Source organism: Pseudoalteromonas sp. PAB 2.2 (assembly GCF_001938575.1).
Taxonomy (GTDB): domain Bacteria; phylum Pseudomonadota; class Gammaproteobacteria; order Enterobacterales; family Alteromonadaceae; genus Pseudoalteromonas; species Pseudoalteromonas lipolytica.
On sequence record NZ_LYPI01000009.1, the window covers coordinates 118949 to 131065 of the forward strand.

Annotated in this window: 12 protein-coding genes and 1 pseudogene; 8 read left to right on the forward strand and 5 right to left on the reverse strand. The window is 40.9% G+C overall.

Annotated elements, in window-relative coordinates:
- Window positions 1-16: 16 nt before the first annotated feature.
- From ilvC to BWD47_RS07340, 4 genes are all read left to right on the forward strand, one after another.
- Complete coding sequence (gene ilvC, locus BWD47_RS07325; RefSeq protein WP_036967155.1) at window positions 17-1489, forward strand: ketol-acid reductoisomerase; 1473 nt, start codon at window positions 17-19, stop codon at window positions 1487-1489.
- Window positions 1490-1631: 142 nt separating this feature from the next.
- A complete protein-coding gene (locus BWD47_RS07330) occupies window positions 1632-3545 on the forward strand; it encodes a methyl-accepting chemotaxis protein (RefSeq protein ID WP_075593723.1) in 1914 nt (637 codons plus the stop codon).
- Window positions 3546-3638: 93 nt separating this feature from the next.
- Window positions 3639-4823 (forward strand): tetratricopeptide repeat protein, encoded by a 1185-nt coding sequence (locus tag BWD47_RS07335; protein ID WP_065978112.1) that lies wholly within the window; start codon window positions 3639-3641, stop codon window positions 4821-4823.
- Window positions 4750-5676, forward strand: a complete 927-nt coding sequence (locus BWD47_RS07340) for a M20/M25/M40 family metallo-hydrolase (RefSeq protein ID WP_083633645.1) — start codon at window positions 4750-4752, stop codon at window positions 5674-5676. Before BWD47_RS07335 ends, BWD47_RS07340 begins: the two co-directional genes overlap by 74 nt.
- Here the strand turns inward: BWD47_RS07340 and BWD47_RS07345 are convergent.
- On the reverse strand, window positions 5665-5982 hold the full coding sequence (locus BWD47_RS07345) for a GIY-YIG nuclease family protein (protein ID WP_036967146.1): 318 nt from the start codon (window positions 5980-5982) through the stop codon (window positions 5665-5667). The two genes, BWD47_RS07340 and BWD47_RS07345, sit on opposite strands and share 12 nt — an antisense overlap.
- Before the next feature lie 116 nt (window positions 5983-6098).
- On the opposite strand from BWD47_RS07345, the gene BWD47_RS07350 reads away from it, so the two are divergent.
- Window positions 6099-6461, forward strand: a complete 363-nt coding sequence (locus tag BWD47_RS07350) for an outer membrane protein assembly factor BamE (protein ID WP_036967144.1) — start codon at window positions 6099-6101, stop codon at window positions 6459-6461.
- A 101-nt stretch (window positions 6462-6562) separates the two neighbouring features.
- Here the strand turns inward: BWD47_RS07350 and BWD47_RS07355 are convergent, their stop codons facing one another.
- Both BWD47_RS07355 and BWD47_RS07360 read right to left on the reverse strand, forming a co-directional pair.
- Window positions 6563-6889 carry an RnfH family protein gene (locus tag BWD47_RS07355; RefSeq protein ID WP_036967142.1) on the reverse strand — a complete coding sequence of 109 codons (327 nt, stop codon included), beginning with the start codon at window positions 6887-6889 and terminating at the stop codon, window positions 6563-6565.
- Window positions 6886-7326: a type II toxin-antitoxin system RatA family toxin gene (locus BWD47_RS07360; protein WP_036967139.1), complete on the reverse strand. Its 441-nt coding sequence runs from the start codon at window positions 7324-7326 to the stop codon at window positions 6886-6888. The genes BWD47_RS07355 and BWD47_RS07360 overlap by 4 nt, the downstream gene beginning before the upstream one ends.
- A 133-nt stretch (window positions 7327-7459) precedes the next feature.
- Between BWD47_RS07360 and smpB the strand changes: the two genes are divergently transcribed.
- Together smpB and BWD47_RS07370 are read left to right on the forward strand one after the other, a co-directional pair.
- Window positions 7460-7939 carry an SsrA-binding protein SmpB gene (gene smpB, locus BWD47_RS07365; RefSeq protein ID WP_036967136.1) on the forward strand — a complete coding sequence of 160 codons (480 nt, stop codon included), beginning with the start codon at window positions 7460-7462 and terminating at the stop codon, window positions 7937-7939.
- 70 nt (window positions 7940-8009) lie between these two features.
- Window positions 8010-8516: pseudogene (locus BWD47_RS07370) on the forward strand (TonB-dependent receptor domain-containing protein); the annotation flags it as partial.
- Between the two features lie 67 nt (window positions 8517-8583).
- Here BWD47_RS07370 and BWD47_RS07375 read toward each other — a convergent pair.
- On the reverse strand, window positions 8584-9189 hold the full coding sequence (locus BWD47_RS07375; RefSeq protein WP_036967121.1) for a peroxiredoxin C: 606 nt from the start codon (window positions 9187-9189) through the stop codon (window positions 8584-8586).
- 314 nt (window positions 9190-9503) lie between these two features.
- Window positions 9504-10217: a fatty acid metabolism transcriptional regulator FadR gene (fadR, locus tag BWD47_RS07380; RefSeq protein ID WP_036967119.1), complete on the reverse strand. Its 714-nt coding sequence runs from the start codon at window positions 10215-10217 to the stop codon at window positions 9504-9506.
- 285 nt (window positions 10218-10502) lie between these two features.
- Here fadR and nhaB point away from each other — a divergent pair, with 285 nt between their 5' ends.
- On the forward strand, window positions 10503-12083 hold the full coding sequence (gene nhaB / locus BWD47_RS07385; protein WP_036967117.1) for a sodium/proton antiporter NhaB: 1581 nt from the start codon (window positions 10503-10505) through the stop codon (window positions 12081-12083).
- The last annotated feature ends 34 nt before the right edge of the window (window positions 12084-12117 follow it).

A 12117-nucleotide genomic window follows, 5' to 3' on the forward strand; every position in this document is an offset into this window, starting at 1 on the left:
TAATAGGACACTAACAATGGCGAATTATTTCAACACCCTTCCTTTACGTGAGCAGTTAGCGCAATTAGCGCAATGTGAATTTATGGATCCATCAGAATTTACTGATGGCGTAGACGCTTTAAAAGGGAAAAAACTCGTTATTGTCGGTTGTGGCGCACAAGGTCTTAACCAAGGTTTAAATTTACGTGATTCAGGTTTAGATGTTTCATATACGTTGCGCGAGTCGGCTATTGCTGAGCGTCGTCAATCATTCTTAAATGCATCTGAAAACGGTTTTACTGTTGGTACATACGAAGAACTTATCCCAACTGCCGATGTAGTATTGAACTTAACACCTGATAAGCAGCATACATCCGTTGTGAATGCCATCATGCCACTTATGAAACAAGGCGCGACCCTTGCCTATTCACATGGTTTCAACATTGTTGAAGAAGGTATGCAAATTCGCGAAGATTTAACGGTCATTATGGTAGCGCCTAAATGCCCAGGCTCTGAAGTACGCGAAGAGTACAAACGCGGCTTTGGTGTCCCTACGCTTATCGCTGTTCACCCTGAAAATGATCCGCAAGGACATGGCCTAGCACAAGCAAAAGCATACGCGGCTGGCACCGGTGGCCACCGCGCAGGTGTACTAAAATCATCATTTATTGCTGAAGTTAAGTCAGACCTAATGGGTGAGCAAACTATTTTATGCGGCATGTTACAAACCGGCTCATTACTGTGTTTTGACAAAATGGTTGAAAAAGGGATTGATCCTAGTTATGCCTCTAAATTGATTCAATACGGCTGGGAAGTAATCACCGAAGCACTAAAATATGGTGGTGTAACAAACATGTTAGACCGCTTATCGAACCCTGCGAAAGTAAAGGCATTTGAGTTAAGCGAGCAGCTAAAAACAATCATGCGCCCTCTTTATAATAAGCACATGGACGATATTATCAGCGGCGAGTTTTCTCGTGGCATGATGGCTGATTGGGCTGAAGATGATGCAAAATTACTCGCATGGCGCGCAGAAACAGCAGAAACAGCATTCGAAAAGCAACAAAATACTGATGAAGAGATCAATGAACAAACCTTCTTCGACCAAGGTATTCTAATGGTTGCAATGGTAAAAGCAGGCGTTGAACTGGCATTTGAAACCATGACAGCAGCGGGCATCATTGCTGAATCGGCTTACTATGAATCACTGCACGAAACGCCACTAATTGCTAATACGATTGCGCGTAAAAAACTTTTTGAAATGAACAGAACTATTTCCGATACCGCAGAATATGGCTGTTACTTATACAACCATGCGTGTTTACCACTGCTAAAAGACTTTATGCAAAACATGGATACTGATGTCATTGGTAAAGGCCTTGATAGCACCAGCAATCAGGTTGATAACCAAACGTTGATCGCTGTGAATAAAGCACTTCGAGAGCACCCTGTTGAAGTGGTAGGCAGTAAACTACGCGGTTACATGTCAGCAATGAAGAAAATTGTTTAACCCTGGAAAGTAAGTTTCGCTTGTTAGAAACAAAGCCCAATTGCATATGCTTTGGGCTTTTTTTTTGTCCCTACATTTATTCGTCATCTGCAAAGTGTATGCTAAAATTACTCTCTTATTTGTTGTAAACTAAGACACTTTCATGGCGTTAAATCAACTTACCATTACCAAAAAAATAACTCTACTAGGCAGTTCTATTGCTCTTATCGTTGCAGCACTTATCGGTGCAACAGCCCTTTATAGTGCAAAAAAAATCATCGAACACCGTATGATTGAATCTGAACTGCCAAGTAAATTGCAAGCAATTGATAACTATATCACCCACGATATAAACCAAATGATCAGCGCTGCAGAACAGCTTTCTAGCAACGAGTTCGTTTTAGAATGGGCTCGCTCAGGAAATAATAACGATAATACGCTGCTCAAAGAGCTCAACCGCCTTGTTAAACAGTATGATTTAGCCACGGCATCATGGGCCAATCGTGAAACTGCACAATATTGGAATCAAGACGGTTTTTTACGTGTGCTTACGAAAGAGCAAGACAGTTGGTTTTTTGCCTTCACGCAATCATCAGTGCCTTTTTCTATCAGTATTTATCAAGAGTCGCCCACTGATGTAAAAATGTTTGTCAACCACCAGCAAACCAATGGTATTGGTCTTGCAGGATTGGCAAAAAGCATTGATGACATGCAAGCCATGCTACAAAGGTTTAAGATTGAAGAAACTGGGTTTGTGTTCATAGCAGATAAAAATGGCTTAATTCAATTACATAAAGATGCCAGTAAAGTGGCTAAGGCAAAACTAGATTCGGTGTACCAGCCAGGTATTACAGACTCTTTACTAACCAATCAAGATTTTAATTTACACGAACTCGACCTGAATGGCGAAGCAACACTGCTTGCTGCCAGCCCAATTAAAAATACCGATTTATTTGTCATTGCTCAAGTGCCCAAAAATGAGGTATTTGCCAGTATTCAAGTGTTACAATGGCAGATAATCAGCTTTGCAATTGTCATTGCGCTAGTTGCCAGCTTCGCCGGTTTCTTATTAGCAAAAACACTGTCGTCCCCCCTATCAAAAATGGCAGAGCTGTTCACGCGTTTAGGCTCTGGTGATGCAAACTTAGCATACCGTTTGCCAGAATCTGAGCAGCCTGAACTGGCTAACTTAAGCACGGGCTTTAACCAATTCATTTCAAAAATTGAAACGGCCATCATGCAAGTAGCGCAAGAAAGTCGCGAAATAAGACAAAGCGCGGCCCATGTATTTAAGCAGGCCCAAAAGAACTCTGAAGCGCTTGATAATCAAAAAGAACAGACAATTTCAGTTGCTGCCGCAATTAATCAAATGGGCGCGACGGTACAAGAAATTGCCTCAAGCGCCACGAATACAGCAAAACTGACAGAAACCAGTAAACACAGTACCGAACAAAGTCATACGCAGGTGACCCAAAGTAAAGAAGCAATAATTGAATTAGCAAACGACATCGACAACATTACGGAACAAGTTAACGAACTTGCAAACAAAACGCAGGCAATTGCCAGCATTGTTGATGCTATTCGTGGTATTTCTGAGCAAACAAACCTATTAGCGCTTAACGCAGCGATTGAATCTGCTCGCGCTGGTGAGCATGGTCGTGGTTTTGCTGTTGTTGCAGATGAAGTACGCGCACTTGCCAGCAGAACCTCACAATCGACAAATGAAATCCAAACGATGATCAGTGAATTAACAAGCACATCCGATCTTGTTGTCGAACATATCAATCATTCTAAATCACGCGCTCAATTGAGTGTTAATGCCATGCAAAGCTCTGTTGAGTTGCTTAACACGATCACCAATGCAGCTAATGAGATTAATGATATGGCAACATTAATTGCGACGGCCACAGAGGAGCAAAGCAATGTCGTTGCTGATGTCGGACGCAATATTGAGCAAATTAGCGATATCAGCGATACCGTGATGCATGAGCAGATTGACACTGAGCAAGCAATAAAGGATTTAGCAAGCAGTGCGCAAACGCTAGACGATCTTGTTGCGACCTTTGATAAACGCTGACACCTTTTGTAACAGTAAACACTGACCCTTTTTTAATTACAGCCTATACTTACAGACATGTGATTCCCTAGGCTGTTAATTAAAGGGGGCCTTATGAACGCGCCTACGATTGCTCTATTATCAAGTCTTTGCTTTTTATCAGCATGTAATAATACACCTAAGCAGTTGGCCCCTGCGCCATTAGCACTCACTGAGCTCAATGAATTTAGGCTTTCAAAAGTCGAAAGTCAGGAAGAAATTTTTGCGCTAACTCCGCGTATTAAACGTCAGTTAGACAGTGCTTTTCCTGAAGACACTCGCTCACTCGAGACAACTAAACGTTTACTGCACTTTTTATTAGAAAATGGTGATGCCTCACTGTCTTATCAATCAGGCGCGACACTAACCGCGAATCAAGCCTATGCTGATTTAAATGCCAACTGCCTCTCTTTATCAATATTAGCGTACAGCTTAGCCGAGTATCTTGGTCTTGAAGGGCAATTTCAAAAGGTTCACATTCCAGAGTATTGGGCACGAAATAATGGCTTTAGCTTACTGACAGGACACATAAATTTAAAGGTAAGAGAACACGACAAACACGCCATAAACCGCACGATTATTTATCCTGGTTCGCGTTCATTAGTGATTGATTTTGATCCAAATAGCCGTCAGGCAGCATTTAAAACAAGTCATATTAATAAAGCTCGTATCACCGCCATGTTTTATAACAACAAAGGGGTTTCGGCCATGCTTAGCCATGACTATGGTCGTGCATACAGTTATTACAAAGCTGCTATCAATACAGATAGCGCTTATTCAGGAGCTTGGGGGAACTTAGGTGTGCTCTTAAGGCTAACAAATCTCTACCCAGAGGCAGAAGTAGCCTACCAATATGCCATAACCTTAGATGCTGATAACAACACGGCTTTGGGCAACCTAGCACTGCTTTACAATTTGACGAATCGTGAACAACAGGGTAATGCCATCCTCACACAGCTAGATAAAAAGCGTCAAACTAATCCGTATTATCATATTTCGCTTGGCAATGATGCCTACGCAACTGGGCGCTATGAAGATGCGATAGCGCATTTTAAGAAAGCACGCACTTTAGATAATAACTTACATGACAGTGACTTTGGCCTTGCACGTATATATTTTCAGCTAGGTGACTTGAAACTAGCCAAAAAATACCTGACCATGGCGAACAATAAGGCAGATTTTGATCATGATAAACAGCGTTATGAAAGTAAACTACAGGCACTGCGTTCGCATACTGCAAAGCTTACTGATTACCAGTAACTTATTTTACTGTGATGCTGCGTTTGCCAGTGCTGACTCTCATTTAAAACAAGATGTCACAACGCTTACTTCAACGCAATTTTATGGCCGGAAAACCAATACAATCGGCGCAAAGCGTGCCGCTGATTACATTGCAAGCCGCTTAACCTCATTAGGCTATGAAGTTCAAGAACAAACATTTCAATACCCCGCAACTTTTTATCAAAAAGCCACTGCCCGCAATATCATTGCGACTAAACCATCCGCTTGCGCTCAATGTAAAAAGATTATCTTTACTGCACATTATGACCATTTAGGGCAACGCGGGACTAAGCTCTACCCTGGCGCAAACGATAATGCCAGCGGTGTTGCTGCTTTACTCTATTTAGCAGCGTATTTCGCCGATAAGCCCCATCAGAACCAATTAATGTTCGTTGCCACCGATGCAGAAGAAAATGGCTTACATGGCAGTAACTATTTAGTGTCACAATTAAACAGCGCAGATATCGCATTAAATATTAATCTGGATATGCTCGTGGTTAACAAGCGAAAACCTCGCATTTATGCCTTTTTAGACGGCCAATCAATAGCGCAGTATAAAACAGCAATTACTAGACTTTCTGATGAAAACATTACATTTTTTGCAACCAGTTCATCTGCCCGACTTAATCGATTATTTGATCTTAACGTTGATTGGCGAAGAGCCAGCGATCATTATTCGTTTGCAAAAGCAGGTGTCCCTTATATTTATTTTGGCATGGGACACGATAAACACCATCATCAACCGAGTGATACCCTAGAGCACATTGACTTTAGGTTATTTGAACACGCAGTGAGCAAAATTGCAGAGTTTGTTAGTGCCCTAACCAGGTAATTTAGCTGTGATAACAAACTGCCTTTTTTGCGCTTTGTTTAACTTTTTAACCTGAATCTCAAGCTTACTAGCCTCGCTGCGAGAGCCAACCGGTTGCTGATAAATTAAGGTTAAAGGTCCTTTTCCTTTTAAATTTTTTGCCCCTTTGTCAGCTTGGTGAGCTGCAAAACGTTTTTCAACATCGGTGCTGATCCCTGTATACCAGTGGCCAAAACGAGTCTGCACAATATACAAATGCCAGTGTGATTGAGAACTGTCGCGCTTTTTTATTGATTCAGGTAAACTTTTTGTCGTGTCGGTGGTCAAATCTGTGCCTCGTGAGCATTAATCATGTTTCAGTAAAACAATTATTGAAAAGGGTTTTACCTTCTGTGACTAATCGGTATCATGCAGTGTATAAAAAATAAGGATTCAAACAAATAATGCAGTCGTTTAAAACTTTTTCTTTTTGGTTAGTACTTACCCTTACTTTAAGTGCTACCGCTGGGTGTTCTAGTTGGGTTTATCGCATCAACATTCCTCAGGGTAACTTTTTAGAACAATCTGACGTTGATAAGCTTCGCGTTAATATGACTCGTGAGCAAGTGGTTTACGTACTTGGTAAACCGGTTGCAGAAGATTCATTCGACAAGAATACTTGGCATTATCTTTATGTTTTTAATCTAGGCCGTAGCAATGAACAACGCAAATCGTTAACGGTTAATTTTGAAGATAATAAGCTCGTGTCAATATCAGGTGATTATGAGCAACCAAGTGAGTTCAATACCCCACTTGAACAAGAGTAAATATAAAAACAAAGGGTAGCAAAAGCGACCCTTTTTTGTATGCTAAATAGATAAAACCACCGGTTAAAACGTGCAGTAAGTGATTCACTTTCAATAGGTTACTATGCTTTATTCAGTGGGCGCCCACCGGTAACTTTATTAGCTCTACCTTCTTCTTTGGCTTTCTCTGCACGACGTCTGCGTGCATCTTTGGGGTCTGCAATTAATGGGCGATAAATTTCAATTCTATCCCCTTGCTTAACCTCTTGTGTTAACTTGCAAGTGCGATTCCACACACCTAATGTGAGGTTATTCGCATCTATTTCGGGGCACTTTTCGATAATGCCCGATTTAATAACAGCTTGCTCAACAGTGGTTCCCTCTGGTACTTCGACAAGTAAACTTGTCGCGGTTGTAGGCAACGCAAATACAACTTCAACACTTATCATGAGCGGACTCCATACACCGTTTTCGCACGTTGAGTAAAAGCATTCACCATATTCTTTGCCACTTCGTTAAACACCTTACCAAAAGCAAGCTCAATTAGTTTACTAGCAAATTCAAACTCTAAGTGTAATTGCACTTTACACGCTTTATCGTCTAAAGGTAAAAAATGCCATTTCCCTTGCAAGCTTTTAAAAGGACCATCAACTAAACGTAAAGCAACGGTTTGCTCATCAATAAAGGTATTTTCTGTGGTAAACCACTTCTTTAAACCCGCTTTCGATATTTCTAAACTGGCCGTCATACCGCTGGGTTGTTGTGCAATAATTTTAGCGTCTGAACAATGTGGTAAAAACTCAGGGTACGCATCAACATCGTTCACTAAATCAAACATTTCTTTACTGCTGTACATTACCAGCGCACTTTTTTCTATTTGTGGCATATTCACTCCCAACTGTGTCGGCGAATTTTAGCAAGCTTTGGCTATTTCCCCAAATTTTAGTAACGGGATTATTTGTATAAAGCCTTAAAAAAGCGATGTAAAAACGCTGTTTTTACGTATAATATGAACCACTATGGCTAAGAAAAAATCATCTAAATCGACAAGCAATACTATCGCGCTTAACAAAAAAGCGCGTCATGAGTATTTTTTACACGATAAGTTTGAAGCAGGGGTTGAACTACAGGGCTGGGAAGTAAAAAGTATCCGAGCTGGTAAAGTAAACATCTCTGAGACTTATATTCACATTAAAAACGGCGAAGCATTTTTACTTGGCAGTCAAATTCAGCCTCTCAACAGTGCTTCAACACATGTAATTTGTGATCCGCTTAGGTATCGCAAATTACTTTTGAACAAACGTGAAATCGATCGTCTTATCGGTGCAACAGAGCGTGATGGTTATTCACTGATCGCCACTGCCATGTACTGGAAAAAATGCTGGGTGAAGTTGGAGTTCCACCTCGCTAAAGGTAAAAAGATGCACGATAAACGTGAAGATGGGAAAAACAAAGATTGGGCGCGTGAAAAAGAACGCCTGATGAAACATAAAGCATAAAATCCCTGCTTGAGCCTAACTTTCTGTTAGGCTCTGACCCCCTTACTCTACCTCACTTTTAACATTTTGAAACGTTTCCTCACAAGAAGTATCTGGTGTTGATGTCTCTGCTAATTACACGCATGCAATGAATGACTACGGGTTCTTAAAATTCAATCTTGAATGGGCATACCAAAATGAATTTAAGAAAGATGGTCGTGATTATACGGGTGAATATCGTTACCCAGAAAATCGTTGGATATTCAGCACTAACTGGGAAATGGGCGACTTTAATACGAATGTGAATGTGAGTTACATCGGTGAGTTTGAAGATACCCCTGATATCGACTTTGACGGTAACCTAGACTTTGATAGCAACACATCACGCATGGTTGACTCTCAAACACTGGTTGATTTACAGACTGCGTATAACTTCTCAGAAAAACTAAAACTCTCTGTGGGCGTTAATAACGTATTTGACGAAGATCCTCCATTTGCAATTGGTGATGGTGATAGCGACTTATATGGCTATGTATCAAGTGTGCATAACCCTCGTGGACGTTATTTCTATACGAAGCTAACAATGCGCTTTAACTAAACGCATACCAGATAAAACAAAACCCGCCAATTGGCGGGTTTTTTAATACTTTCAACAAAGGCCTAAATTATAGGTCGCCTTCGTTTTCAGAAAGGAATTTAGCAACACCTTCAGGGCTTGCATCCATACCTTTTTTACCTTCAGTCCAACCTGCTGGACATACTTCACCGTGCTCGCTGTGGAACGCTAGTGCGTCAACCATACGAAGCATTTCATCAATGTTACGGCCTAATGGTAAATCGTTAACTACTTGGTGACGTACTGTACCTTCTTCGTCGATTAGGAAAGAACCACGGAAAGCAACACCTGCTTCTGGGTGCTCAACGTCGTACGCTTGACAGATTTCGTGCTTAACGTCTGCAACTAGTGCATATTTAACTTGACCAATACCGCCGTCAGCAACAGCAGTGTTACGCCATGCGTTGTGTGAGAATTGTGAATCGATAGAAACACCGATTACTTCAACGCCACGCTTTTGGAACTCTTCAAAACGCTTGTCGAAAGCGATTAACTCTGAAGGACATACGAAAGTGAAGTCTAACGGGTAAAAGAAGATAACTGCTTTTTTACCTTTGATAGTGTCTTTTAGGTTGAAGTTTTCAACGATTTCACCGTTACCAAGAACAGCTGCTGCAGTAAAGTCTGGTGCCTGACGGCCAACTAATACACCCATTTTTATCTCCAAATATTTGAGTTTATTTCCAATTGCCTACGCAATACTCACATATATATGGTTCCGAAAAAACAAAAACCAAGAGTAAGTATCGATATTTAGCAAGATAGTTTAAAGAGGTTACAGGCAAATGAACAATCGAAAAAAGCGATATATGCAATCGGAAAAATTGATATAAAAAAGATATGCGCTATACCTATCGAATTACCTTATGATGCAGGGTGATTATGAACCCACCTTATTGTTAAATAAATACAAAAAACCCAGCTTAAAGCTGGGTTCTCAAATATAAAAAGGCGCATAACTAAGGGCTGTTAGTCCATGATATCTTCTGGCATATCACCACGGATCTGCTGCCAGATTTCACCCGTTTGATGGCCGTATTTACGCATAAGCGAAATAGCCCCGTCGTGTTCATGACGCTCAGCAAGCGAGGTTAAATCTTTATAAAATTGGCGAGCAAGCTCACGTGTACGCGAATCAGAGAAGTAATGGCAACCGATTTTTGAGTAAAAACCTTTAAAGCCATTTAAGATAAGTACATAGATTCTGTTGTTACCTGCGACAGCAAGTTCATGATGTACTTTGTAATCGTAGTCTGCAAATGCTTGCGCGCTGTCTTCAAGCTGCTCACTTTGCGATAAAATTTCGATCACGCGTTCAGGAGCTAATTTTATTGCAGCACGAGTGTAAATGGCACTAATGTTAGTGCGAGCCGATAGAAGTTGATCGGTAAGCTCTGGCATTTTGTCTTCATCTAGTCGTGCTAACGTCTCTAGAATGTTAAGACCTGAGGTTTCCCAGAAATTATTAACGCGAGTTGGTTTACCATGTTGAATCGTTAACCAGCCATCACGCGCCAAACGCTGTAGCACTTCGCGCAAAGTGGTACGTGTAACACCTATTAACTCTGACAACTCTCGTTCTGCTGGAAGAATTGAGCCAGGCGGAAAGTCACCATTCCAAATAGATTCAACAATGTATTCTTCAGCAAAACCTGCTGGACTTTTCGCTTTAAAAATTCTCATTCAATTTCCACTTGAGTTAGCACATACTTCTATCGCACAAAGCGATCAACCCACTGATTGTACCAGATGCTCTGTAACTAACAAGTAAAGTCCATCCAGTGTACATAAAAATCTAAATATAATAACGAAATAATTAGCCTAGTATTAATAAACCACACTTAAGTTAATAATTAACAATCGTTATCGTACTTTAGCTATACTAAAATTACACTAACAGCATATTTACTGTTAACGCTAAGTGAATTAACTTATTAGCGTTATCATCCCATCTAATAAGGTACTGCAATGCAGCAACGAGTTCTGCCGGCAATCTTTAAAAACTTTTTAGGGAATTCGCCACAATGGTATAAATACACCATTCTTGCTTTTTTATTGTTAAATCCGATTTTATTTCAATTAAACCCTTATATTGCTGGCTGGGTGCTGGTGCTAGAGTTTATTTTTACCCTTGCTATGGCATTAAAATGCTACCCGCTTCAACCCGGTGGACTTCTGGCGATAGAAGCGATGTTTATTGGAATGACTTCAGCGGGTCAGGTTGAACATGAAATAGTTCAAAATGTGGATGTCATCTTACTGTTGATCTTTATGGTTGCGGGCATTTACTTTATGAAAGATCTGTTACTGTATATTTTCACTAAGTTAGTTGTCTCAGTTCGCAGTAAAACAGTGCTGTCGCTGTCTTTTACACTTGCTGCTGCATTCTTATCTGCATTTCTTGATGCCCTGACTGTCATGGCGGTTGTTATTGCCGTTGCAATGGGTTTTTACAGCATTTACCACAAAGTTGCATCGGGGAAAGACTCCAGCAGTGAACATGATATAAACGACGATAATCAAGTGCGTCCTGTCAATCGTCAAGAATTGGAAGAATTTCGGGCATTTTTACGCAATTTGTTGATGCATGCTTCAATCGGTACTGCATTAGGGGGCGTATGCACCATGGTTGGTGAACCGCAAAATTTAATTATTGCAGAACGTGCTGGCTGGTTTTTCGGAGAGTTTTTCTTTCGCATGCTCCCCATCACCTTGCCTGTAATGATTGCAGGTGTAGCGACAACTATTCTACTCGAAAAAACGAAGACATTTGGTTACGGTGCTAAATTGCCAGTTCCTATTCACACCATATTATCTGAGCATGCTAAAAAGCTTGAGAAAAAACGAACAACGCGTGACAAAGTCAATTTGGCTATTCAAGCAGTAATAGCGGTGTGGCTCATCATTGGACTTGCTTTACACTTAGCAACCGTCGGGTTAATTGGTTTATCGGTGATTATTTTTGCCACTGCCAGTGCAGGGATCATTGAAGAGCACCAGTTAGGAAAAGCATTTGAAGAAGCACTCCCCTTTACCGCTCTGCTGTGTGTATTCTTTTCAATTGTTGCAGTAATAATCGACCAACATTTGTTTACGCCGGTTATCAGTTGGGTGCTGACATTTGAAGGGCAGTTACAATTGGTGATGTTCTTTATTGCGAATGGATTGCTTTCTATGGTGAGCGATAATGTTTTTGTTGGTACAGTTTATATTAATGAGGTCGCTGCCGCGTTAGAGGCGGGGCAAATCAGTCGTGATCAATTTGATTTGTTAGCCGTTGCAATTAATACAGGGACTAACTTGCCTAGTGTGGCGACACCAAATGGTCAAGCTGCATTTTTATTTTTACTCACCTCGACACTTGCCCCCGTGCTCAGGCTTTCTTACGGACGAATGGTCTTTATGGCACTGCCCTATACAATCGTATTGACTGTAGTAGGTTTAAGTATGACGTTATTTAGTTTGTCTGATATGACTGAATTACTCTATCAATGGGGACTTATTCAACACCATTCGGGTGGATTACCTGGCTCATTAGGCGGTCACTAATAAGCAGTGTATAGCGAGCAGCAAACAATGTGCT

Coding starts and splice junctions, on each gene's coding strand:
- ilvC (WP_036967155.1), top strand. CDS start 17: ATGGCGAATTATTTCAACACCCTTCCTTTACGTGAGCAGTTAGCGCAA.
- BWD47_RS07330 (WP_075593723.1), top strand. CDS start 1,632: ATGGCGTTAAATCAACTTACCATTACCAAAAAAATAACTCTACTAGGC.
- BWD47_RS07335 (WP_065978112.1), top strand. CDS start 3,639: ATGAACGCGCCTACGATTGCTCTATTATCAAGTCTTTGCTTTTTATCA.
- BWD47_RS07340 (WP_083633645.1), top strand. CDS start 4,750: ATGATAAACAGCGTTATGAAAGTAAACTACAGGCACTGCGTTCGCATA.
- BWD47_RS07350 (WP_036967144.1), top strand. CDS start 6,099: ATGCAGTCGTTTAAAACTTTTTCTTTTTGGTTAGTACTTACCCTTACT.
- BWD47_RS07355 (WP_036967142.1), bottom strand. CDS start 6,889: ATGATAAGTGTTGAAGTTGTATTTGCGTTGCCTACAACCGCGACAAGT.
- BWD47_RS07360 (WP_036967139.1), bottom strand. CDS start 7,326: ATGCCACAAATAGAAAAAAGTGCGCTGGTAATGTACAGCAGTAAAGAA.
- smpB (WP_036967136.1), top strand. CDS start 7,460: ATGGCTAAGAAAAAATCATCTAAATCGACAAGCAATACTATCGCGCTT.
- BWD47_RS07375 (WP_036967121.1), bottom strand. CDS start 9,189: ATGGGTGTATTAGTTGGCCGTCAGGCACCAGACTTTACTGCAGCAGCT.
- fadR (WP_036967119.1), bottom strand. CDS start 10,217: ATGAGAATTTTTAAAGCGAAAAGTCCAGCAGGTTTTGCTGAAGAATAC.
- nhaB (WP_036967117.1), top strand. CDS start 10,503: ATGCAGCAACGAGTTCTGCCGGCAATCTTTAAAAACTTTTTAGGGAAT.